Here is a 23894-nt window from a genome sequence, read left to right as displayed (position 1 = left end):
TTAAAATCGTGTTTCAGCAGTAGCCTTCTTGCTGATCAATAGTAATCCAAGAAAAGTAATCAGTCCGTTTACGATAATCAGTTCGTTATCGAAAACATATCCAAAAAACAAGGCTTTCGAATTTTCGCTAATCAGGAAAGTGACCCCAGGGGATAAGAAACAAATGATTGGAACAAACCGGTCTTTAACCGTCTTTGACTTTAAAAACAATCCAAAACAATACAACCCTAAAAGCGGACCGTAGGTATAGGAAGCTACTCTAAAAATCATTCCTACTACGGAACTGTCATTGATCGCATTAAAGAAAACAATTACCAGGAACATCAAAAACGAAAAGGCAATATGGACAAAATGCCGGGTTCGTACGATGTTCGGTTTGTTAATATTTTCTGCTTTATCCATTCCAAGAAAATCAACACAAAACGAAGTCGTAAGTGCCGTTAAGGCAGAATCTGTTGTGGCAAATGTAGCCGCTGTTAATCCCAACAGGAAAATAACCGAAGGAATTAAGGTCAAATGATGAAAAGCGATTTCCGGGAAAAGTAAATCGGTTCTGGGTTTTCCGGTAACTAAATCGGCTGGTACTTCAATTCCGTTTTTACTAGCATAAATATAAAGTAAGGCGCCTACGCTTAGGAAGAATATATTGATAAGCACAAATATTCCCGTAAAGGTAAACATGTTTTTTTGTGCTTCGCCAATGTTCTTACAACTCAGGTTTTTCTGCATTAAATCCTGATCCAGACCGACCATGGCAATGGTGACAAAAATACCTCCCAGAATCTGTTTTGCAAAATGGAACTTACTCGATACAAAATCTTCAAAGAAAAATACTTTGGAATAATTACTGGTCTTTACGGCTTCAAAAGCCTGAAATATATTCAGGTTTAAGCTTCTGCAAATAAAGAAAATAGTCAGAAATACAGAAGACACTAAGAAAAATGTCTGTAACGTATCGGTGATGATAATCGTTTTTAATCCGCCACGATACGTATAGGCAAAGATCAAAGCCAGCGAAATTAAGACCGTAACGGCAAAAGGAATTCCATAATAGTCAAAAACAAAACGCTGCAAAACAATCACTACCAGATACAATCTAAAAGAAGAGCCTATGGTACGACTGATCAGGAAAATCGTCGCGGCGGTTTTATAGGAATAGGTTCCCAGTCGGTGTTCGATATAGCCATAAATCGAAGTCAGATTCATTCGGTAATACAGCGGTAAGAGCACTTTTGCAATAATGACAAAACCAATGGCATTCCCTAAGACAAATTGGAAATATTTGAATTGTTCTCCGCTTGGTGCACCCACTTCTCCCGGAACGGAAATAAAAGTCACTCCTGAAAGTGCCGTTCCAATCATTCCAAAGGCAACTAGATACCATCTTGAATTTTTATTAGCCTTAAAAAAAGCGTCGTTTCCGCTGTCTTTGTTGCTTACGGCATGAGAGATGTAAAATAAAATTCCAAAATAAATGATTATAAGTGTTAGAATGGTGCTGGGAGTCATTTGCTGTAAATATTGTTTAGGCCAAATTACACAAATAATCTTCATATTTTCAAATTTTCTATTCTGAACGTTCGGGACAAATTGACTACTTTTGCATTTATGGAATTTTCTTCGAAATTAATAGAAAAAGCAGTCAATGAAATGTCTCAGTTACCCGGAATCGGTAAACGGACGGCATTGCGATTGGTATTGCATTTATTGAAACAGCCCAAAGAACAAACGGGTTTTTTGTCACAGGCGTTGGTTGCTATGCGGGAGGATATTAAGTATTGCAACAGCTGTCATAATATCTCGGACAGTGAGCGGTGTGAAATTTGTGCCAACAAAAACAGAAATCACCAGATCATTTGTGTCGTCGAAGATATTCGCGATGTAATGGCTATCGAAAACACGGGTCAGTTTAGAGGGATTTATCATGTTTTGGGAGGTAAAATTTCGCCTATTGACGGTGTTGGACCCAGTCAGTTAAATATTACCACCTTAGTCGAAAAAGTAAAATCGGGAAGTGTAACTGAAATCATTTTTGCTTTAAGCTCTACCATGGAAGGCGATACCACCAATTTTTATATCTACAAACAAATCGGCGATTGTGATGTCATTATATCAACAATTGCGAGAGGAATTTCGGTGGGTGACGAACTGGAATATGCGGATGAAGTTACCTTGGGAAGAAGTATATTGCAGCGCGTTCCTTTTGAAAAGTCTTTTAAAAATAATTAATCCATTTAATGAATCGCTACGCTTTTTAAATCGTAAATGAAAAGCTATATTTGTCATTAAAAATAGTGAAAAATGAGTAAATCCGGAGTCTATTTATTACTAATTATTAGTGTGTTGTTTGCTGCTTGTATTCCCACTCAAGATTTAATATACCTTCAAAAAAAAGGTAATCTACAAGACGATACTTCGATTGCCGCAGTGGAATCAAAGCCGTACAGATTACAGACTAATGATGTTTTGAGTATCACGATAAAAGCAATAGATCCAAAGTTAGTGGCTATTTTCAGTCCTACCAACAGTGATGCTGCTGCCGGTAAATCAGAGTCTGGGTTGTATTTTGATGGTTTTACGGTAGATGATCACGGCAATATCAGAATTCCGGTTTTGGGGGAGTTAAACGTGATCGGATATACTTTGGATGAAATAAGAGTCAGAATTGAGAAGCAATTATTAGCGGAATATTTCAATAAGGAAGCTAATGTTTTTGTGACCGTAAAACTAGCGGGTTTCCGCTATACGATCAATGGCGAAATTGGAGGTCCGGGCACCAAAACATTATTTCAGGAACATGTAACGATCATGGAAGCCATTGCAAATGCCGGCGACATTACCATTACCGGAAATAGAAAGGCGGTTACCATCATGAGAAAAACACCCACCGGGGTTCTAATGCAGGATTTAGACCTTACCGATATCAATGTAATGCAATCGCCGTATTATTATTTGCAGCCGAATGATTATATTTACGTAAAACCACTCAAGCAAAAAACTTGGGGAACCGGAAAAACCGGAATAGAATCTTTGGGTACCATTATTACGCTGTTATCATTGGCAACAACTACCTACTTACTATTAAAGAACTAAAACAGAATTCAAAAAATGTTAGATATAAAAGATTTTTCGATTTTTGAAAACCAGGTAAGTTTTGACTTTAAAGGATTTTTAATAAAAATCGGGAGTTATTGGAAATGGTTTTTACTGAGTTTATTAATCACTTTCACGATTGCCTATCAGGTGAACATTCGTAAACAAAAAATTTACGCTATGGAAACGCTTATTTCGGTAAAGGAAGAAAGCAATCCCCTTTTCACGTCTAATACCAGTTTGGTTTTTAATTGGGGGGGGACTTCAGATCAGGTTCAGACTATTTCAACCACGTTGCAGTCCCGATCTCATAATGAGTTGGTGGTAGACAAGCTGCAATACTATATTAGCTATTTGGTTCAGGGAAAATACGCGCTTGAAGATGCCTATGGCGCCGTTCCTTTCTATGTATCCATTGATAAATCAAAAGGTCAATTGGCAGGGAACCGGATAGGAATTAAATTTTTGAGTGACAATGTATATGAAATCAGAATTCCCTTTGAAAATCAAAACGCTTCATTAATAACCTATGCTACCAACTCATCCGGTAGCACCGCTGTTGCAACGGGCGATTTTGTAAAAAGATACAAGGTGGGTGAGTCGGTATCATTGCCTTTTCTGAATTGGAAATTAGAACTAAAAGACAATCCGGGTTTTTATAAGGGCAACGAATATTTTGTACAGTTTAATGATTTTGACGCAACAGTATCTGCCTACAAAGGAATAAACGTTAAATCCGATGACAAAGGGGGTTCCATCATTACGCTGGGAATGCAGGGTACCAATAAAGCGAGAATGGTCGAATATTTGAATGCGACTGTTAAGATGCTTATAAAAAGACAACTGGATAGTAAAAACCAGTTTGCGACCAATACCATTGCTTTTATTGACAGTACCCTGGTTGCGATGGAATCTCAACTAAAGGAAACAGGCAATGAGCTGAAAACCTTCAGAAAAGATAAAAACATCTATGATATAGAACAGGGCGGGTCAAAGTTTTCGGATAAGATCCTGGAATTTGATGTCAAGAAAGACGAGGTCAATCGTAAAATGGCCTATTATAATTCACTAAAAGCCTATTTAAAAAATAGCGTAAACTACGCTAAGCTTCCGGCACCATCAGTGGCCGGGATTGAAGATCCAAATATTGTTGTCAATGTTTCCAAACTAATTTCCCTGTCTACCCAAAGATCTGAAATGGCCTATGCGGTAAAAAGCGATAAGATATTCAAGGATTTTGACAATCAGATGGAGGCTGTTAAAAATGTGTTGTTGGAAAACATTGCCACAGCCAAAGCTTCTTTGCAATATGATTTAGCCTTGGTAAGCAGTAAAATTAATGAAACGGAAAGCACCATAAAGCAACTTCCCGAAGACCAGCAAGAACTCATTAAGATTAAAAGAAAATATGATCTAAGCGACAATATCTACAGCACCTTTCTTCAAAAAAGAAGCGAAGCTGATATTGTTAAAGCAGCAAATTTGTCGGATATTCATTTTATAGATCCTGCAAAAGATGTAGGAGGAGGGCTTGTTGGTCCAAAAACATCGGTAAATTATGTATTAGCCTTATTTCTGGGAATGCTATTTCCATTGCTTTTTGTCTTTGCCATTTTCTTTGTCAATAATTCGATTCAAAACACGGAGGATATCAGCAAGCTGACCCAAATTCCTTTAATAGGGGTGGTGGGGATGAGTAAAGAGAATACCAATTTGGCAGTTTTTGAAAAACCCAAATCGGCTTTGTCCGAATCCTTCAGAGCTATCCGCTCTTCACTTCAGTTTTTATACAAACAACAAAATGTAGAAGGAGCCAAAACATTGATGATAACATCGTCGGTGAGTGGTGAAGGGAAAACCTTTTGTTCTATCAATATTGCTACGGTATTTGCGCTCAGCGAGAAAAAAACGGTAGTTATTGGTCTGGATTTAAGAAAACCCAAATTGTTTGGTGAGTTTAATTTATCCAATGAAGTAGGGGTCGTCAATTACCTGATTAAGCAAAAAACGGCTGACGAAATCATCAATCATACTCATATCCCTTTTTTGGATGTTATTCTCTCAGGACCCGTTCCGCCAAATCCGGCTGAGATGATTATGAGCGAAGGAATGAAAGGATTAATTGAAGAATTAAAGAAGAAATACGACTATATTATATTGGATACACCACCGGTTGGTTTGGTATCCGATGCACTGGAGTTAGCCCAATATTGTGATGTAACCTTGTATATCGTAAGGCAGAATTTTACTAAAAAGGAAATGATCACGCTGCTGAACAACAGGGTAAAGCGCGGGGAATTAAATAATACCAGCATTATTTTGAACGGGTTTGAGAATAAAGCCAAATATGGTGCGGGTTACGGTTACGGATATGGATATGGTTACGGCTACGGAACCTATTCCAGTGGGTATCATGAAGAGGACAGGCCCAAAAATATTTATGAAAAAGTAATGGATAAATTTCGCAAAAAACAAACGAAGTAATTGATTGTTCTAAATTAAAAAAAATGATAGAGGAAATAAAAAGTACCATATTAATTACTGGAGGTGCAGGATTCATAGGTTCCAATCTTTGTGACTATTTTTTGTCCAAAGGACATGAAGTGGTTTGTTTCGATAATTTTGCGACAGGATACAGACATAATTTAAAAGACATTATCAATAATCCGAGTTTTCGTTTAATCGAAGGAGATATCCGGAATGAAACCGACTGTCAAAATGCGGTAAAAGGAGTAGACTATGTGTTGCATCAGGCCGCTTTAGGTTCCGTACCCCGTTCTATAATTGATCCGGTTACGACCAATGATGTGAATGTTTCCGGTTTTTTAAACATGCTTGTGGCTGCTCGCGATGCCAAAGTAAAACGATTCATCTATGCGGCCAGTTCCTCGACGTATGGGGATTCCGTTGGATTGCCAAAAGTAGAAGCAGTAATTGGGAAACCACTCTCTCCTTATGCCATAACGAAGTATGTAAACGAATTGTATGCAGAAAATTTTAGCAAAACCTATGGTCTGGAAACCATTGGGCTGCGTTATTTTAATGTTTTTGGAAGAAAGCAAGATCCCAATGGGGCTTATGCGGCAGTTATTCCAAAATTTGTAATGCAACTGATGCAATTGGAAAGCCCAAAAATAAATGGTGACGGAAACTATTCCCGTGATTTCACGTACATTGATAATGTGATTCAAATGAACGAGCTGGCGATGCAGACAAAAAATCCAACCGCCATAAACACCGTTTATAACACCGCTTACGGGGATCGCAATACCTTAAACAACCTGGTTGATTATTTGAAAGAATTTTTGTCTGAATATGATCCAAGGATAGCGCATGTTGCAGTAGAATATGGACCCAACAGAGCCGGAGATATTCCGCATTCCCTGGCCAGTATTGATAAAGCCAAAGAATTGTTAGGGTATAATCCGCATTACTCGATGCAGGCAGGATTAAAAGAAGCCGTGAATTGGTATTGGGATAATCTTAAATAAAAAACCTTTTTTAAGGAAAAGGAGGGCAAAAAAATAAAGTATATTTGCGAATTGAAAATTACAAAATGAAAATCACAAAAATCTGTTGCATTGGCGCTGGATACGTTGGGGGACCTACCATGGCAGTTATTGCCCAAAAATGTCCGCAAATACAAGTTACCGTAGTTGACCTGAATAAAGAGCGCATCGCAGCCTGGAACGATGAAAATATAGACAATATTCCCATTTACGAGCCTGGATTAGACAAAATTGTTGCAGAAGCCAGGGGAAGAAACCTGTTTTTCTCTACCGATGTGGAAAAAGCAATAGATGAGGCCCAAATCATTTTTATATCGGTAAATACGCCTACAAAGACCTATGGAAAAGGAAAAGGGATGGCTGCTGATTTAAAATATATTGAATTGTGCGCCAGACAAATTGCCAATGTGGCAAAAGACAATAAAATAGTAGTTGAAAAATCAACACTTCCGGTACGAACTGCTGAAGCGATTAAAAGTATTCTGGACCATACCGGTAACGGGGTTCAGTTTCAAATTCTTTCTAACCCGGAGTTTCTGGCAGAAGGAACTGCAGTTCAGGATTTATTGAATCCGGATCGAATACTAATCGGTGGAGATCCTTCACAAGAGGGACAAAAAGCAATACAGGCACTTGTTGATGTTTATGCGAATTGGGTTGCTACAGATAAAATATTGACTACCAATGTATGGTCGTCAGAATTATCAAAACTGACAGCCAATGCCTTTTTAGCACAACGCATTTCTTCTATTAATGCGATGTCAGAGCTTTGTGAAAAAACAGGAGCTGACGTAAATGAAGTCGCCAAGGCCATAGGCATGGATAGTAGGATAGGACCAAAATTCCTGAAAGCATCGGTTGGATTTGGTGGTTCTTGTTTCCAAAAAGATATTTTGAATTTAGTTTACATTGCAAAATCCTACGGATTGAACGAAGTAGCCGATTACTGGGAACAGGTTATTATAATGAATGATCATCAAAAGCGACGTTTCTCCAATAATATCGTTCAAACACTTTACAATACCGTTTCTGATAAAAAGATAACCTTTCTGGGTTGGGCTTTTAAAAAAGATACGAACGATACCCGTGAATCAGCAGCCATTTATGTTGCCGATGATTTGATAAACGAACATGCGAAAATTGCGGTATACGATCCCAAAGTATCCAGAAAGAAGGTGCTGGCTGATTTGGATTGTTTAGAGACCAGAGCAGCGAGAGCTAATTCAGATCAAATTATGTCGTTTGATGATCCTTATGAAGCCTGTGCAAATGCGCATGCAGTGGCAGTTCTAACAGAGTGGGATGAATTTGTTCAGTATGACTGGCAAAAAATTTATGACGCGATGCAAAAACCAGCTTTTGTCTTTGATGGAAGAAACATACTTGATGGTCCGGCTTTAGAAGCGATTGGATTTGTTTATCAGGGAATAGGTTCTTAAATGATGATGCAATCATAACAATAGCCTTTAAATGTTTTTGTAAAAACAATACTAAAGAGAAATACAAATAAATAAAAAGATATATTTTTATTTCAATACAAAACGCAAGATGAATTGGTATGTGGTATATACAAAACCGAAGTGGGAGAAAAAGGTAGCAGAGCAATTGAAAAAAAATGGAATAGAATGCTACTGTCCTTTGATTATGCAGGTGCGTCAATGGTCTGATCGAAAAAAAAAGGTGGAAGTGCCGCTTTTTAATTCCTATGTTTTTGTTCAATTAGCAGACGCTGACCGGAATTTGGTATTCCAGTCGGTTGGAGTGGTGCGTTATTTATTTTGGCTAGGGAAACCTGCAATTGTAAGGGATGAAGAAATTAACATCATTAAGAAAGGACTGGATGGACCTGACGATTGTGAGGTTTCAGTGGTTCCATTTCAGGTTGGTGACAAGATAGCATTGGATTCAGGACCGTTTTCAGCTCAAACGGCAATTGTACAAGAAGTAAATAATAACCATTATGTACTTGTTTTGGAATCATTGGGGTGTGTTTTGAAAATGAAGTTTAAATAGTCAAAGGTAGGTGCAATTATTTTGCCCTCCGACAAAAGAAGATGGTTCATTAAAACCATTTGCAACGTGTAGTTCTTATGCCAAACGTTAATTTTTGGAATCGATGAATAGGTCTCTTTTTATTTATTTCAAGAAAATAGCAATATCGTTTTCGATAGTGAATTATCGGATGGTTTTTTATGAAAATCCGTTGGGTTAGACCTTGAAAATTCATCTTTTGTAGTAGTTTTGGCATCACTAAATTAGGTGATTTTTTTAAAAAAAGAAGCTGGTTGTTTTTCTTTCTTATAATTGTTTGTCAGTTAGTTATCGGTTTTTTTTGCTTTTTATCCGTGTTTTGAGGTTTTGAATGCATTAAAATTTAAAAAAGTGTGGTTTATTGTGCCTATCTTTGCGCACTTAAAAATCATCCTGATTTCGACTCGTTTTTGTGAGTGGGAATCGCGAAGCGGTGGATTGAAATTAACCATGGTTGATTAAAATTGGTTTGATAAATGAGTTCAAATATAAAAATAGCAATTGTTGGTCTGGGTTATGTGGGTTTGCCACTGGCTCGGCTATTTGCCACGAAATTTGCTGTTGTAGGATTTGATATTAATCAGGCCAGAGTTGCTTCTTTGCAATCAGGTACTGATACTACATTTGAAGTAACTGACGAAGTATTGCAAAACGTATTGCTGGAAAAACCCGGTGATGCTATTGGTTTGTATTGTACTTCGGTTTTAGCTGATATAGTGGACTGTAATTACTATATAGTGACAGTTCCTACGCCGGTTGATAAAAATAATCGTCCCGATCTGACTCCTTTATACAAGTCCAGTGAGACTATCGGAACTGTTTTGAAAAAAGGAGATATTGTGATTTATGAATCTACAGTGTATCCCGGTGTAACCGAAGAGGAATGTGTACCGGTATTGGAAAGGGCTTCCGGATTACAATTCAATGTTGATTTTTTTGCAGGTTATTCTCCTGAAAGAATTAATCCTGGAGATAAGGAGCATACCGTAGAGAAGATTTTGAAAGTGACATCAGGCTCTACTCCAGAAATTGGACAAAAAGTAAATGAATTGTATCAATCAGTCATTACGGCAGGAACACACTTAGCGCCTTCTATAAAAGTTGCCGAAGCGGCGAAAGTTATTGAAAACTCACAACGCGATATCAATATTGCTTTTGTCAACGAATTGGCTAAAATATTCAATCTAATGAATATTGATACCCACGCCGTTTTGGAAGCAGCAAGAACCAAATGGAATTTTTTACCTTTTAAACCCGGATTGGTTGGAGGTCATTGTATCGGGGTAGATCCTTATTATTTGGCTCAACGCGCCCAAGAATTTGGCTATCATCCTGAAATTATTTTGGCAGGGAGACGATTGAACGATAGCATGGGTGACTATGTCGCATCTCAAGTAGTAAAAGGGATGATAAAAAAAGGAATTTCTGTTAATGGCGCTACGCTTTTAATGCTTGGAATCACTTTCAAAGAGAACTGTCCCGACGTTCGCAATACAAAAATTGTCGATGTTATTGCCGCTTTAACTGATTATGGAATTACAGTAACTATATATGATCCTTTGGCTAATCCAGCTGAGGTTGAAAAGGAATACGGTTTAATAACTGCCAATGTATTGCCGAATCAAAAATTTGATGCAGTAGTTTTAGGCGTGGCACACAACCAATTTCTGTCTATTGACATCACAAAATTGCAAAACAAAAGCAGTTTGTTGTACGATGTCAAAGGAATTTTGGGTGATGAAGTTGATGGAAGATTGTAAAATAGTAATATTTTCGCACGAACTTATATTTATAGACTTATGAAAATAGGAATAACTTTTAGTGCTTTCGACTTGCTTCATGCGGGACATATTACTATGCTGGAAGAAGCGAAGCGACAATGTGATTATTTAATAACGGCGTTGCAAACTGACCCGACTATCGACAGACCTGAAAAGAATAGGCCTACTCAGTCTGTTGTAGAGCGTTATATTCAACTCAAAGGATGCAGATTTGTTGATGAAATTGTGCCTTATACAACAGAGCAGGATTTAGAAGATATCTTACGTTCATTCAAAATTGATGTTCGTATTATTGGAGATGAATATAAAGATAAAGATTTTACAGGTCGAATATATTGCGAAGAAAAAGGGATTGAACTCTATTTTAATGTTAGGGATCACCGATTTTCCAGCAGCAGTTTGCGAAAGGAAGTAAAGGAGAAAGAATTATTAAAAGAAAATAAAAGGTTGTAATGCCTGTTGATTGTGCCCGAGACGTACAGTTCTCAATACAATTTTAAAGGTTAGGCTGTTTCATGAAGCTATTTATTTTAAGCTTTAAAATCCTTGAAATTACTGACAATAAATAACAAATAACTGATAGCGGTTACTATGAAAAATAAGCCTTCAATTACACATGTCATTCTTACCGGTGGAGTAGGTAGCCGATTATGGCCATTATCGCGTAAAAGCCAGCCTAAACAGTATCTTGATTTATTTGAAGGGAAGTCATTGTTTGAGATGACTGTAGAACGTAATCGTACTATAGCAGACAAAATTATGGTAGTTGGCAATATTGATAATTGTCATCTCAGTAGAAAAGTGATGGAAAAATCGAATACTCCTTATGTAGATATAGTCGAGTCAACCCCAAGAAATACTGCTGCAGCAATAGCTTTTGCAGCTTTTGCTTCTCACCCGGAAGATATCTTAATTGTAACGCCTTCCGATCATATTATTGAACAAGAAAAAGAGTATAATGAAGCGATAATCGAAGCGATAGAAAAAGCATCAAAAGGGTTTATTGTTACGTTTGGAATTATACCGACTAAACCTGAAACTGGATATGGTTATATCGAGCGGAAAGGGGATGATGTTATTTCTTTTCGAGAGAAGCCAAACAAAGTAACCGCTACTGATTTTATAGCCAATGGAAATTTCCTTTGGAATAGTGGTATGTTTTGTTTCAAAGCTTCCGTTTTATTGGAGGAATTAAAGCAATTTTATCCAGAAGTATACGAAAAATCAAAAAATGTCTGGGATACTAATGTTAATGGAAACTTGGATTTAGATTTATCTCTCGAAATACCTTCTATCAGCATCGATTATGCCGTTATGGAACGAAGTAAAAAAATAAAAGTGGTTTCCTCTAAATTCACTTGGTCCGATTTAGGGTCGTTTGATTCCGTATATGACTATTTAGTTTCTAAAGGTCACCCTGTTGATAAAGATGGGAATATGGTCATTGGAACCAACAACTATACTGCTTTTGTTGGATTGAAGAATACTATTTTTGTTTATACAGATACAGCTAATTTGATTTTACAAAAAGATAGATCTCAGGATGTTAAGAATATATACAGTGAATTAGAGAGAAAAAATTCAGACTTGTTGAATTGAAAATAAAATATTACAGGCTTTTATCTATAATAAGAATATTTAATTGCTGACTAAAGCTTTTGACATAGATTTGCAGTTGTTACTACAATATGGCAAAGCCATGCACTAGTGAAATTATAAAGTAGTTTCTTATTTTATCTTTTTATATAAAAATAACTATTACATTATTATACATTACTTATGAAAAAAATAATTGTTACCCTTTTATTGTTGTTTGCTCTTTTTCAGTCTTCCAATGTTTTAGCGCAGGACTTATTAAAAAGCACTGATTTAAGTACCTTAAAAGTGGATTATTTATCAGATAGTGATATTGCAAAAATTAAAACACAGTTACAAACTAATAATGTAACAATTGAACAAGCGGAACCAATGGCTTTAGCCAAAGGAATGCCTGCAAGTGAGTTTGCTAAATTAAAAATTCGTTTGTCAGAAAATAAAAATGCTTCAACTTTAGATAAAAAAGGAGATTCAAATGGAGACAATGAGTCAGAAGAGCTAACCAGAAAACAAGAAAAAATTGTCAACAAAAAAGTAAAAGACACTATAAATGCTTTGATTTTTGGTTCGGAACTATTTGATAATCCTACTTTGAATTTTGAGCCTAATTTAAAATTGGCCACGCCTGTAAATTATGTTTTAGGGCCCGGTGATGAGTTGCAAGTTAGTGTGTATGGGGTGCAAGAATTTAATGCCAGTGTGCCAGTATCGACAGAGGGTAAAGTAACGATTCAATATGTAGGTCAGATTCCGGTTTCGGGAATGACGATTGAAGCTGCTACCCAAAAGATAAAAGGAGCCATTGCAAGGGTGTATAGTACAGTAGGATCTGGACAATCTCAAGTTGCTGTAAGTTTGAGCCGTATTAGAACCATTAGAGTAACTATAATAGGAAGTAAACAACCGGGTAATTACTCAATATCTTCCTTGGCGACGGTTTATAATGCCTTATTTTTAGGTGGAGGTCCTGGGAAGAATGGCAGTTACAGAAATATAGAGTTGTTGAGAGATAATAGGGTATACAGAAACATTGATATTTATCACTTTCTTGTGAATGGGGATCAATCTGATAATGTTGGTTTAAAAGATAATGATGTTATTCGAATTCCTGCGTATAATCAAAGAGTCACTCTTGAAGGACAGGTAAAACGTCCTGGAATTTTTGAGATGAAAAAGGGAGAAACATTTTCTGATTTATTAGCTTTTGCTTCAGGATTCAATGAATTTGCTTATACTGCATCAGTAAACGTATTGCAAAAAACAAATAAAGAATTTAAAGTAAAAGATATCAATGCAGCTGAATTCAATAGTTATAAGCCGCTCTCAGGAGATGTATTCCGAGTGTCTAAGATATTAAATCGATTTGAAAACCGTATTAAAATAGACGGAGCCGTTTTTAGGCCTAATACGTATTCTTTTTATGAAGGCATGCGCATTTCAGATCTGATTGCAAAAGCGGATGGATTAAAAGAAGATGCCTATAGCAATAGAGCGAGAATTATACGATTGAAACCTGATTTGACTACTGAAATCGTCAATGTGAATTTGGCTAAAGCCTTAGAAGGGGATCTAGAAGCTGATATTGCATTGCATAAAGAAGACATCGTAACAGTTTATTCGATTTTAGATTTAGTGGAAGAATATAAAATAACCATTGATGGCGAAATTAAAAAGCCGGGAGTTTATGAGTATCATGAGAACCTTACTTTAAATGATTTATTGGTTCAGGCAGGCGGATTAACTGGTTCTGCTTCCAAAAGAGTAGAGGTGGCCCGAATGATAAAATCGGAAGAAATAGATGATGCAAATCCCAGTAAAGCACAACTGTTTAATTTGGAAATTATTGCAAATAACAATGAGCAGTTAAAAAACTTTGAATTGCAGCCTTTTGATGTGGTTAATATCCGTAAAATGGCCGTCTATGATAAACCGGAAATGGTAGTAATAAGCGGAGCGGTTAATTATGCAGGAAAATATGTTTTGGCCAACAAGAAAGATAGAGTCTATGATATTGTTCAAAGGGCTGGTGGTTTGACATCAGTTGCTAATATAGACGGTGTAAAAATCAAAAGACCAATTCAAGCTAAACAAATTGAAGCATTGGAAAATGTGAATTTGAATCTTGGGAAAAAAGACAGTATTCAAAATAAGCTCACAAAAAAATTAAAAGAGGATTTAAAATTTGCCACGATACCGGTAGATTGGAAAGCCATTGTTAAAAACCCGGAGAGTAATACCAATGTTACTTTGTTTCCAGGAGATGAAATTGAAGTGGCGGCTTATAATGAAGGTGTAAAAGTGGCGGGTAATGTATTGTTAACTTCAGAGATTCCTTATACTAAAGGTAAAGGTTTTAAATATTATTTGAATGCTGTTGGTGGGGTTGATGCCAAAGGCTGGAAGAAAAAAGCCTATATCATTTATCCAAATGGTAAAGCGGATGTAGTGGGTTCTATCTTATTCATTCGAACATATCCTAAAGTAACCCCAGGATCACAAATTATAGTACCAGAGAAACCAGAGACTAAAAAGATGAGTACCGGTGAGTTTGTAAGTATAGCAGGAGTACTGGCCAGTTTGGCAGGAATAGTAATTGCTTTAATTAGATAAAATGATTAGAGGCGAATACTAAGAAACATACGAATTTCTAAATAAGACAATATAGGTCAATAGAAAATGTCAGCCGAAAACGGATATTAGCTAACAGATAAGTAAAAAAATGAACGAACAAAATATACCCAAAGATGAAATTTCCCTAAGGGAATTAATAGGCAAAGCCGAAGAATGGTTCGTTTATTTACTTTCAAAATGGAGAATAATTGTACTAGCAGGAATAATGGGAGCTGTTTTAGGGTTAATGTATTCTTTTAGTAAAAAACCAGTATATACTGCAACACTATCCTTTGCACTAGAAGACGAGAAGTCAGGAGGCGGATTAGGAGGTGCTTTAGGTTTGGCAAGTTCGTTTGGTATTGACCTTGGCGGAGGGGGAGGAAGTGTCTTTACCGGATCCAATTTAACGGAGTTGTTCAAGTCCCGCGCTATGGTGGAACAAACTTTATTGAGTCCTGTTACTTTCAATGACAAGATTATTTCTTTAGCTGAAATGTATATTCAGAATAATGGTTGGAGAGATAAATGGGACGATAAACCAAAATTTAAGGCTATCCAGTTTTTACCGGATGCCAAGCGCAAATATTTTACCAGAGTGCATGACAGTATCTTGGGGGCGATATATCAAGATTTGTCAAAGACAGGATTGGTTGTGGGGCAAAAAGATAAAAAAATAGCAATTATAACTATTGATGTTTCTTCTACGGACGAATTGTTTTCCAAGTATTTTACGGAGGCCCTAGTTAAAGAAGTGTCCGATTTTTATGTCGCTACCAAAAGTAAGAAAGCGCGAGAGAATATGGATATTCTAGAACGACAAACAGATTCTATTAGACGTGAACTCAATGGAGCCATTACGGGTGTGGCGGTTGCCAATGACAATACTTTTAATTTGAATCCAGCATTGAATGTGCGTCGTGCTCCTTCTGCCCGAAGACAGGTTGATGTACAGGCCAATACGGCAATTTTGACTGAGCTAGTCAAACAATCGGAATTAGCTAAAGTTACTTTGCGTAAGGAAACGCCTTTGATTCAAGTAATTGACCGACCTATTTTGCCTTTGGCGAAAGAAAAATTTGGGAAAGCAAAAGGCTTAATATTAGGTGGGTTTTTTGCGGGCCTTTTAGTGGTATTTGGTTTGATTGTGAAACGGATATTAAAAATGATATAACAGAATATCCTAATTTGTTTTATAGCGATGAAAAATTATACTTTAAAAGTTCACGATGTTAAAAAGGAAACGCAAGATACTGTAACGCTTTGTTTCAAACAGCCGGGTTTGCGAAAAATCACATATCAAGCGGGGCAGTATCTTACTTTGTCTTTTCGAATTAACGGGAGAAAATATACAAGGCCCTATTCTTTTTCTTCTGCTCCTTCGGCAGATGCTTTTTTAGAAACAACTATAAAACGAGTTCCTGAGGGTGTTTTTTCTAATTATATACATGATAGCATACAAGTTGGTGACATTATAGAAGTAATGGAACCTATGGGTGATTTTGTACATACGAATGACGAATCTATTGACCAAATTTATTTTTGGGGCGTAGGTAGCGGAATAACACCGTTGATATCGATAATTAAGGAAGTTTTGATTTTAAATCCATTGGTTCAAGTGAATCTAATCTATGGAAATAAAAATTTTGAATCGACGATATTTTTGGATACAATTAATCAATTACTTGTGCAATATACAAGTCGACTAAAAGTTTGGCATTTTCATACGCAATATAGTCATAACGAAAAGCATCATTTTGTAAAAAGTGGGCGAATTAACCAAGAGTTTATACTTAATTTACTTAAAGATGTAGCTATTGAAAAAACGGCTCATTATATTTGCGGGCCAGTTGATTTAAAAAACACGATAAAAGAAGTTTTGGATATTTTAGAATGTCCCAAGGCAACTATTTTTTCAGAAGATTTCGAATTGGTGAAAGATCCAAAAGATTTTGAGGATATACTTACGCAGCACGTTAACATTCGTTTTCAAGGAAACGATATTTTAGTTGAAGTAGTAAAAGGGAAAAGTGTTTTGGAATCGGCTTTAGATGCTGGAATTGAATTGCCTTATTCATGTCAAACCGGGAGTTGCAATACCTGTAAAGGGAAGTTGAAAGAAGGTAAAATGCGCATGATAGGATTGACAAAAGATCGGGGAGATTTAGAAAAAGAAGATTACTTATTGTGCTGTAGTCATCCACTGACGGATGATGTATATGTAGAAATTTAATAATTATATAAAGATAAAAATGAAGGTAGTTATATTAGCTGGTGGTTTAGGAACGAGATTGTCAGAAGAAACAGTACTAAGACCGAAACCAATGGTAGAAATTGGTGGAATGCCTATACTTTGGCACATTATGAAGATTTATTCGTCTTATGGATACAATGATTTTGTCATTTGTTTGGGGTATAAAGGCTACGTGATTAAAGAATATTTTGCTAATTACTTTATGCACAAATCAGATGTTACGATTGATTTAAAAAACAATTCGGTTAAGGTGCATGAATCGGAAGCGGAACCTTGGACAATTACCCTGGTAGATACCGGACTAAATTCGATGACTGGCGGACGTATTAAACGTGTTCAAAAGCATATAGGTGAAAAACCTTTTTTGCTTACGTATGGAGATGGTGTTTCGGATGTAAATATCAAGGATTTAGTGGCAACGCATCAAAAAAATGGAAAGCTTTGTACAGTAACTTCTGTTCAACCTTCAGGACGTTTTGGTGCTTTAAATTTGGGATCTGAAAATCAAGTTGATTCTTTTCTAGAAAAGCCCAAAGGAGATGGAGCATGGATTAATGGTGGCTTTTTTGTATGTCAACCGGAAGTTTTTAATTATATAGAAGGGGATAGTACTATTTTTGAAAAATCACCAATGGAACGTTTAGCTGCTGATGGACAAATGGGAGCACATTTACATGATGGCTTCTGGAAACCCATGGATACCCTTAGAGATAAGGTAGAATTAGAGGAAAGTTGGGAGTCTAATGAAGCTGCATGGAAAACTTGGTAATATGATGTTTGAAGAACTACAAAAAAACTATAAAGGAAAAAAAGTCTTTTTAACAGGTCATACTGGTTTTAAAGGAGCTTGGATGTTAAAAGCCTTATCTCTTTTGGGAGCAGAAATAAAAGGTTATGCTTTGGCGCCTCAAACCAAAGACGATTTATTTAACTTAATTGATGGAGATTCCATCTGTACTTCGTTGATTGGCGATTTACGGGATAAAAAACGATTAGAGGCCGAATTAGTTTCATTTCAACCTGATTTTGTTTTTCATTTGGCGGCTCAGCCTTTGGTACGCTTATCTTATGAAATTCCAGCCGAAACTTTTGAAGTAAACGTAATTGGTACAGCCAATGTTTTAGACGCTGTTCGATTATTAGAAAAAAAATGTGATGTAGTATTAATCACTACCGACAAAGTCTATCATAATAACGAATGGATTTATCCGTATAGAGAAAACGATAGATTAGGTGGTTATGATCCTTATAGCGCGAGTAAAGCCTGTGCCGAATTGGTAATAGATTCGTACCGTAATTCATTTTTCAATATAGAAACCTACGATACCCATCAAAAAGCGATTGCAGTGTCAAGAGCTGGAAACGTAATTGGCGGTGGCGACTGGTCGAAAGACCGATTGATACCTGATATTGCAAAAGCATTTGCAGCTGGAAAGCCTGTCTTAATCCGAAACCCCAATTCTGTTAGACCATGGCAACATGTATTAGAACCGATTATCGGGTATTTACTGTTGGGGATCAATTTAGCTACTGAACCATTACAATTTAGCGGAGCCTATAATTTTGGACCACATTTATCCGATGCACTTCGTGTTGAGGAAATGCTAAAACTAGCCATCGCCAGCTGGGGCAAAGGGGAATATATAGTGGAGAAAGTAGAAGGGCAACTGCACGAAGCCGGGCTATTGAAATTGGATATTAGCAAAGCCATTTCTGAATTAAAATGGCAACCCAAAATGAATGCGGAAAAAGCTGTGAGTATGACTATGGATTGGTATAGTGAATTTGCTATAAATAAAGAAAACATTTCTGTATTTACTTCTCAACAAATAAATGAGTTTTTAAATGATTAAGAATGTTTTATTGACTGGAGGGACAGGTTTTTTAGGAAGTCAAATATTAAAAAGCTTGTTGGATTTCGATTACAATGTTATTGTTTTAGTTCGTAAGAATTCTGATTTATCTCGAATTGAAAATTTAAGAGAAGAAATCGAGCTGTTTTGTTTAGATGAAAATCATAGAAATTTGGATAATTTGTTTTCTAATAATAAAATAGATGCTATAATTCATACGGCAACTGAATATGGTAGAGGTTGTTCAATGTCTTCAATATTACAAGCTAATTTGATTTTTCCCGTGAAATTAATTGAAGAGGGAATTAAAAATGATTTGAAATTATTTATTAATTCGGATACTTTTTTTGGAAAACCCATGTACAAAGATTCATCCTATTTAAATGAATATACTACTTCAAAAAAATATTTTTTAGATTATTTATCTGACTGTAAAGACAAATTAAAAATTGTAAATATGCGCTTGGAACATGTTTTTGGAGAAAATGATTCTAATAATAAATTTGTAACAAATATTTTAAATCAATTGATTCAAAATAAACGGGAGATTTTATTGACGGATGGATTGCAAAAAAGGGATTTTATTTATCTTGAAGACGTAGTAAGTGCGTATCTAAAAGTGCTAGGAAAAAATAAACATCTCAAAGATTTTACGGAATTTGAAGTAGGAAGAGGGGAGTCGATAAAAGTGCGTCAGTTTGTTGAAATACTCTCGGAAGTAACTCATTCGAAATCCGAATTGAAATTTGGAGCTTTATCAGCAAGAATTGGAGAAATTCAAGATTCTGTAGCTAAGGTCTCTAGTTTAAAAGAAATAGGTTGGGAAGCAAAATATAGCATTAAACAAGCAATTCAAAGAATGGTTGAAATTGAATTGAATAAATTGGCTGTTTCAGAAGGTAAACCTCAATGACACTTAGAAATGCTTGGGAATGAATATGAATACATAATTGGCATCAGTTGCTGTAAAAAATAATTAAACCGAATTACGAATATTTTTGATGAATTTGTTTTTTGAAGGTCATTAACGAAATAGTGCATTTTACAAAAACGATTGCATTAAATCGACCTAATTCAAATTCTTAAAACAATATTAAATAATAATTTTATATGTTAGAAAATTTAAAAGACACTACTCTCCTAAACAGTTTGAGAGAAATAGCTAAAAAGAAATCGACGCAAGTAATCATTGCGGGGGAAAATTACATTCCTGTTACAGGGAAAGTATTAGACGAAGAAGATATTTTAATGGGAGTTGATGCGGCTTTAGACGGTTGGCTTACGGCAGGTCGTTTCGCCAATACATTCGAGAATGATTTTGCAAAATATTTTGGAGCTCATAGAGCTTTATTGGTTAATTCAGGTTCATCTGCTAATTTAGTGGCGTTCTATGCTTTGACTTCCCCTAAATTGGGCGAGCGTGCGATCAAATCAGGCGATGAGGTGATTACAGTGGCAGCAGGTTTCCCTACTACCATCAACCCAATCATTCAGTTTGGGGCAATTCCTGTTTTTATAGATGTAGATATTGCTACGCATAATGTGAAAGCGGATATGCTGGAAGCAGCAGTAAGTCCAAAGACAAAAGCGATTATGATTGCCCATTCACTAGGAAATCCTTTTGATCTGGATGAAGTGATGCGAGTGGCTAAAAAATACAATCTTTGGGTTGTAGAGGATGATTGTGATTCTCTTGGAGCGGCTTACAAAGGACAAAAAACAGGAACTTTTGGAGATATTTCCACTTTCTCTTTTTATCCTGCACACCATATCACTATGGGAGAAGGAGGAGCAGTATTGATTAACAATCCAATATTATCTAAGTTAGCCGAAAGTTTCCGAGACTGGGGACGTGATTGCTATTGTGAGCCAGGAAAAGATAATACTTGTGGCTGTCGTTTTGGACAACAACTAGGAACTTTACCTTATGGATATGACCATAAATACACCTATTCTCATATTGGTTTCAATTTAAAAGTAACAGATATGCAAGCAGCATTCGGGGTTTCGCAAATCAAGAAGATAGATGGGTTTGTACAAAGGCGTAGAGAAAATTATGCCGCTTTATACGAGCGTATGAAAGAGTTTGAAGAAGTATTTATTCTTCCAGAGCCTACTCCAAATTCCGATCCTTCATGGTTTGGATTCCTGTTGACTTTGAGAGAAGGCGATGCGGCTGACCGTCACATGCTAGTACAACATCTTGAAGAGAAAAAAATTGGTACTCGCTTGTTGTTTGGAGGAAACTTACTGCGCCAACCAGCTTACGCTAATATAGAACACCGTGTAGTAGGTGATTTGAGTAATACGGATACGATTATGAATCAATCTTTTTGGTTGGGGGTTTGGCCAGGATTGAACGAGTCACATTATGACTATATTGCGGATGTGATTAGAGAGTATTTGCAGTAGATTTTTATAATAAGTTTAAGTCGAAAAATAAAATAATGAGAATATTATTAGTTTGCGAATCCTCACACATTTATGAATCTGGCGGGAGAGTTGTTCGTTATATTACAAAATTTCTTAAAGAAAAAAATAACCAAGTAAAGTTGGTTGTTTTGTCTGAACAGAGAGACGATTTTGATTTAAATTGTTTTTATAAAGAAAATGATGTTGTATTTCTTCCTTTAAGAAAAAATCTACGTTTCAGGATTGGAAATTTACTTTATAAGACAAAAGAATTAAAACGTTTCAGAGAAGTATTAAATGAATTTTCGCCTGAGATTGTTCATTTTGCTTCTTTTGATAGTGGAAAACCACCACAGTTTATAAGTGATGCAAAGAAATTTGGTGCTAAAGTTGTATTACAGCCCTGGACAATGCAATTTTATTGCGCCCAAGGCTTTGGATTTCGAGATGGTGAAAAATGTACTTTGTGTGCAAATGGAAATTTTTTAAATGCTTTGACAAAAAAATGTGTTACTTATAAGGGGATCCCAAGTTTGATTGAAAAAAAGATTTTACATAATCGGGCTTTAGAAGCAGATGTTTTATTATCTAGTAACACAGAATTAGATAAAATATTACTTAAATATGGCATAAAAGAAGATAAAATATCAAGATTTCCTATACCTTTTGATTGCGGTTTTTTAAAACAAAAAGAAGAAAATGAGGAAGATTATTTTATTTTTTATGGACAGGCCAACTCTCATAAAGGACTTAATGTTCTGATAAAAATTTTTGAACTTTTACCAGAACAAAAACTAAAAATATATCCATTATCAAATTTGCCAGAAAATACTATAAAGAATAGTAATATAGAAATTATTAATGGTGTTAATTGGTCAAATGGTTTAGAAGATGCTATCCTAAATTCTAAAGCTGTTTTAATGCCTTCGCTATGGTCAACTTCTACGGAATATGCTCTTTGTGAGGCTTTGTTGATGAAAAAACCAGTTGTTGTTTTTAATGTGGGAGTGCATAGAGATATTTTTAAAAATAAATTTAATGCAATGGTTATTGAGTCTAATGATATTATTTCTTTTGCTAAAGCTATCGTTGAATTGGACCAAGACGAAAAATTGAGAAAAATTATTGGGGAGAACGGATTTAAAACATTATTGGCAATAAATACTCCGGATAATGTATATTCTAAACTTTTATTTGCTTATAAACAGTAGCATAAAATGAAAAGAGCAATTTCTTCCAAAAAAAAAATGTCAATAATTAACTTGGTAGTTAATTATTCAAACACATTTTTCTTAATTTTAAACGGACTAGTTTTAGTCCCAATTTACTTCGAATATTTTTCATTAAGTATTTATGGGTCCTATTTGGCAGCTGCTAATATTGCTGGTATTTTGGGGTTGTTGGAATTTGGTCTAAGTTTAGTATTTACTCAAAAATTATCTGTTTTATATAAAAATAAAAATTACGGCGGATTTTCTAAGCTAATGGGTGCAGGATTAATAGCTTCATTTATTTTGGTTAGTATTTTAATGATTTTATCATTTGCAATATCACCATTTGTACCAGAATGGGTTAAAGCCTCTCCCAAAGATTATTTAGATATAAAACATGCATTTATTATTAATAGTTTGGGTATTGGATTAAATATTTATAGTAACACAATAACTTCTATATTTCAAGCATGGTCCAGAGTTCAAATTTCTGGTATTATAAATGTCGCTTCAGCTTTTTTTGGTATTATTGGAACTATAGTAAGTCTTTATTTTGGTTTTGGCGTAATGTCTATTTCTGTTGGAATACTTATTAAATCTCTTGTCTGTGTAGTGAGTTTACTACCTTTTTTAATAATTAATTATAAAAAAGACAATTATCCGAAATTTAAAATAGAAATAAATTTAATTTATGGAATACTCAAAGATTCATTACCAGTATTTGGAAATACTGTTTCTAAGTCCTTAATTGATAATGGACAATTACTGATCATAACAAATTTCATTAACCCCACTGCAACGGCCATTTATTCACTGACAAGTAAAGTTTTTCAAGTATGTAATAATTTGCTTGCACCAATTGGTTCCTCTATTTTTTCAAGTTTATCTCAACTTGTTGGTGAGAATAATTCGACTCATTTAAAATCTAATGTTTTAAAAATTTTTTCATTATTTACTTTATTTTCGATTTTAATACTTGCGACTAGTTTTGCATTAAATAATTCTTTTGTCATAATGTGGGTTGGTGCAGATAAATATGGGGGGACTCTGTTATCTTTAATGTTGTGTTTGAATTTATTTGTTAGTTCCAGATTTTCCTATATCAATTTTAATTTATTTGCATTAGGTATTTTTGGTAAAACGGTGTTGTTTGATCAAATAGGAGCCCTTATGCGACTTTTATTGATTTTTTTCTTAATCAAATTTTTAGGGGTTATTTCCATTCCTGTTTCGGAATTAATTGCTACAATATTTTCAGGTTTTTTTTTAAATAGATTATTTATACGAAAGATGGGATTTGATAATAAAGAAAAGAATATTGTTTTATTCTTTGGTTTTTTTGAATTTATTTTGCTTATCATATTAGCAATTTTTTATCAGAATTTCTTTCTAATGAAAGAAGACTGGTTTCGTTTTTTGTTACATTGTCTAGGTATTTTTTTAATAATTTCTACTTGTTTAATTTATTTTAACAGTGATTTATTTTTAAATTATTTACCTAGATTAGCAAAAATTAAAAATAGAATTTTTAAAACTTAAAATTG

19 protein-coding genes are annotated in these 23894 nt (G+C 35.2%); 18 read left to right on the top strand and 1 reads right to left on the bottom strand.

What is annotated here, in order from left to right:
• A complete protein-coding gene (locus ACNQGH_RS18175; protein ID WP_417957437.1) occupies positions 1-1509 on the bottom strand; it encodes a sodium:solute symporter in 1509 nt (502 codons plus the stop codon).
• A gap of 99 nt (positions 1510-1608) precedes the next feature.
• On the opposite strand from ACNQGH_RS18175, the gene recR reads away from it, so the two are divergent.
• The 18 genes from recR to ACNQGH_RS18085 all read left to right on the top strand — a co-directional run bounded on the left by recR (position 1609) and on the right by ACNQGH_RS18085 (position 23889).
• Entirely contained in the window at positions 1609-2229 is a 621-nt protein-coding gene (gene recR, locus ACNQGH_RS18170) for a recombination mediator RecR (protein WP_417957429.1), read from the top strand.
• Positions 2230-2301: 72 nt separating this feature from the next.
• The gene (locus ACNQGH_RS18165; RefSeq protein ID WP_417957428.1) at positions 2302-3093 is read left to right on the top strand and encodes a polysaccharide biosynthesis/export family protein; all 792 of its coding nucleotides are present in this window, start codon (positions 2302-2304) and stop codon (positions 3091-3093) included.
• Between the two features lie 15 nt (positions 3094-3108).
• Positions 3109-5577: a polysaccharide biosynthesis tyrosine autokinase gene (locus tag ACNQGH_RS18160; RefSeq protein ID WP_417957427.1), complete on the top strand. Its 2469-nt coding sequence runs from the start codon at positions 3109-3111 to the stop codon at positions 5575-5577.
• Positions 5578-5600: 23 nt separating this feature from the next.
• Complete coding sequence (locus tag ACNQGH_RS18155) at positions 5601-6584, top strand: SDR family oxidoreductase (RefSeq protein WP_417957426.1); 984 nt, start codon at positions 5601-5603, stop codon at positions 6582-6584.
• Between the two features lie 65 nt (positions 6585-6649).
• A complete protein-coding gene (locus ACNQGH_RS18150) occupies positions 6650-8041 on the top strand; it encodes a UDP-glucose 6-dehydrogenase (RefSeq protein WP_417957425.1) in 1392 nt (463 codons plus the stop codon).
• Positions 8042-8150: 109 nt separating this feature from the next.
• Positions 8151-8615 carry a UpxY family transcription antiterminator gene (locus ACNQGH_RS18145; RefSeq protein ID WP_417957424.1) on the top strand — a complete coding sequence of 155 codons (465 nt, stop codon included), beginning with the start codon at positions 8151-8153 and terminating at the stop codon, positions 8613-8615.
• Positions 8616-9109: 494 nt separating this feature from the next.
• Positions 9110-10393, top strand: coding sequence for a nucleotide sugar dehydrogenase (locus tag ACNQGH_RS18140; RefSeq protein ID WP_417957423.1), 1284 nt, complete (start codon positions 9110-9112; stop codon positions 10391-10393).
• Positions 10394-10432: 39 nt separating this feature from the next.
• Entirely contained in the window at positions 10433-10867 is a 435-nt protein-coding gene (locus tag ACNQGH_RS18135; RefSeq protein WP_417957422.1) for an adenylyltransferase/cytidyltransferase family protein, read from the top strand.
• Between the two features lie 138 nt (positions 10868-11005).
• Complete coding sequence (locus tag ACNQGH_RS18130; RefSeq protein WP_417957421.1) at positions 11006-12013, top strand: mannose-1-phosphate guanylyltransferase; 1008 nt, start codon at positions 11006-11008, stop codon at positions 12011-12013.
• A gap of 180 nt (positions 12014-12193) precedes the next feature.
• Entirely contained in the window at positions 12194-14620 is a 2427-nt protein-coding gene (locus ACNQGH_RS18125; protein ID WP_417957420.1) for an SLBB domain-containing protein, read from the top strand.
• 109 nt (positions 14621-14729) lie between these two features.
• Positions 14730-15794 (top strand): lipopolysaccharide biosynthesis protein, encoded by a 1065-nt coding sequence (locus tag ACNQGH_RS18120; protein WP_417957419.1) that lies wholly within the window; start codon positions 14730-14732, stop codon positions 15792-15794.
• A 27-nt stretch (positions 15795-15821) separates the two neighbouring features.
• A complete protein-coding gene (locus ACNQGH_RS18115) occupies positions 15822-16853 on the top strand; it encodes an FAD-binding oxidoreductase (RefSeq protein WP_417957418.1) in 1032 nt (343 codons plus the stop codon).
• 19 nt (positions 16854-16872) lie between these two features.
• Positions 16873-17643 carry a glucose-1-phosphate cytidylyltransferase gene (gene rfbF / locus ACNQGH_RS18110; protein WP_417957417.1) on the top strand — a complete coding sequence of 257 codons (771 nt, stop codon included), beginning with the start codon at positions 16873-16875 and terminating at the stop codon, positions 17641-17643.
• 1 nt (position 17644) lies between these two features.
• Positions 17645-18727, top strand: a complete 1083-nt coding sequence (gene rfbG / locus ACNQGH_RS18105) for a CDP-glucose 4,6-dehydratase (protein ID WP_417957416.1) — start codon at positions 17645-17647, stop codon at positions 18725-18727.
• Positions 18720-19640, top strand: coding sequence for an NAD-dependent epimerase/dehydratase family protein (locus tag ACNQGH_RS18100; protein ID WP_417957415.1), 921 nt, complete (start codon positions 18720-18722; stop codon positions 19638-19640). The genes rfbG and ACNQGH_RS18100 overlap by 8 nt, the downstream gene beginning before the upstream one ends.
• A 197-nt stretch (positions 19641-19837) precedes the next feature.
• Positions 19838-21139 carry a lipopolysaccharide biosynthesis protein RfbH gene (gene rfbH / locus ACNQGH_RS18095; protein ID WP_417957414.1) on the top strand — a complete coding sequence of 434 codons (1302 nt, stop codon included), beginning with the start codon at positions 19838-19840 and terminating at the stop codon, positions 21137-21139.
• Positions 21140-21174: 35 nt separating this feature from the next.
• A complete protein-coding gene (locus ACNQGH_RS18090; RefSeq protein WP_417957413.1) occupies positions 21175-22350 on the top strand; it encodes a glycosyltransferase family 4 protein in 1176 nt (391 codons plus the stop codon).
• A 6-nt stretch (positions 22351-22356) separates the two neighbouring features.
• Positions 22357-23889: a lipopolysaccharide biosynthesis protein gene (locus ACNQGH_RS18085; protein WP_417957412.1), complete on the top strand. Its 1533-nt coding sequence runs from the start codon at positions 22357-22359 to the stop codon at positions 23887-23889.
• Positions 23890-23894: the final 5 nt, after the last annotated feature.

This window comes from Flavobacterium kochi, assembly GCF_048286715.1.
In the GTDB taxonomy this organism is placed as follows: domain Bacteria; phylum Bacteroidota; class Bacteroidia; order Flavobacteriales; family Flavobacteriaceae; genus Flavobacterium.
The sequence above is the reverse complement of the archived record's forward strand: the minus strand, read 5'-3'. Positions and strand labels throughout refer to the sequence as shown.

Excerpts from the sequence above, each read along its gene's own strand:
- ACNQGH_RS18175 (WP_417957437.1), bottom strand. The coding sequence starts at position 1,509 with ATGACTCCCAGCACCATTCTAACACTTATAATCATTTATTTTGGAATT.
- recR (WP_417957429.1), top strand. The coding sequence starts at position 1,609 with ATGGAATTTTCTTCGAAATTAATAGAAAAAGCAGTCAATGAAATGTCT.
- ACNQGH_RS18165 (WP_417957428.1), top strand. The coding sequence starts at position 2,302 with ATGAGTAAATCCGGAGTCTATTTATTACTAATTATTAGTGTGTTGTTT.
- ACNQGH_RS18160 (WP_417957427.1), top strand. The coding sequence starts at position 3,109 with ATGTTAGATATAAAAGATTTTTCGATTTTTGAAAACCAGGTAAGTTTT.
- ACNQGH_RS18155 (WP_417957426.1), top strand. The coding sequence starts at position 5,601 with ATGATAGAGGAAATAAAAAGTACCATATTAATTACTGGAGGTGCAGGA.
- ACNQGH_RS18150 (WP_417957425.1), top strand. The coding sequence starts at position 6,650 with ATGAAAATCACAAAAATCTGTTGCATTGGCGCTGGATACGTTGGGGGA.
- ACNQGH_RS18145 (WP_417957424.1), top strand. The coding sequence starts at position 8,151 with ATGAATTGGTATGTGGTATATACAAAACCGAAGTGGGAGAAAAAGGTA.
- ACNQGH_RS18140 (WP_417957423.1), top strand. The coding sequence starts at position 9,110 with ATGAGTTCAAATATAAAAATAGCAATTGTTGGTCTGGGTTATGTGGGT.
- ACNQGH_RS18135 (WP_417957422.1), top strand. The coding sequence starts at position 10,433 with ATGAAAATAGGAATAACTTTTAGTGCTTTCGACTTGCTTCATGCGGGA.
- ACNQGH_RS18130 (WP_417957421.1), top strand. The coding sequence starts at position 11,006 with ATGAAAAATAAGCCTTCAATTACACATGTCATTCTTACCGGTGGAGTA.
- ACNQGH_RS18125 (WP_417957420.1), top strand. The coding sequence starts at position 12,194 with ATGAAAAAAATAATTGTTACCCTTTTATTGTTGTTTGCTCTTTTTCAG.
- ACNQGH_RS18120 (WP_417957419.1), top strand. The coding sequence starts at position 14,730 with ATGAACGAACAAAATATACCCAAAGATGAAATTTCCCTAAGGGAATTA.
- ACNQGH_RS18115 (WP_417957418.1), top strand. The coding sequence starts at position 15,822 with ATGAAAAATTATACTTTAAAAGTTCACGATGTTAAAAAGGAAACGCAA.
- rfbF (WP_417957417.1), top strand. The coding sequence starts at position 16,873 with ATGAAGGTAGTTATATTAGCTGGTGGTTTAGGAACGAGATTGTCAGAA.
- rfbG (WP_417957416.1), top strand. The coding sequence starts at position 17,645 with ATGATGTTTGAAGAACTACAAAAAAACTATAAAGGAAAAAAAGTCTTT.
- ACNQGH_RS18100 (WP_417957415.1), top strand. The coding sequence starts at position 18,720 with ATGATTAAGAATGTTTTATTGACTGGAGGGACAGGTTTTTTAGGAAGT.
- rfbH (WP_417957414.1), top strand. The coding sequence starts at position 19,838 with ATGTTAGAAAATTTAAAAGACACTACTCTCCTAAACAGTTTGAGAGAA.
- ACNQGH_RS18090 (WP_417957413.1), top strand. The coding sequence starts at position 21,175 with ATGAGAATATTATTAGTTTGCGAATCCTCACACATTTATGAATCTGGC.
- ACNQGH_RS18085 (WP_417957412.1), top strand. The coding sequence starts at position 22,357 with ATGAAAAGAGCAATTTCTTCCAAAAAAAAAATGTCAATAATTAACTTG.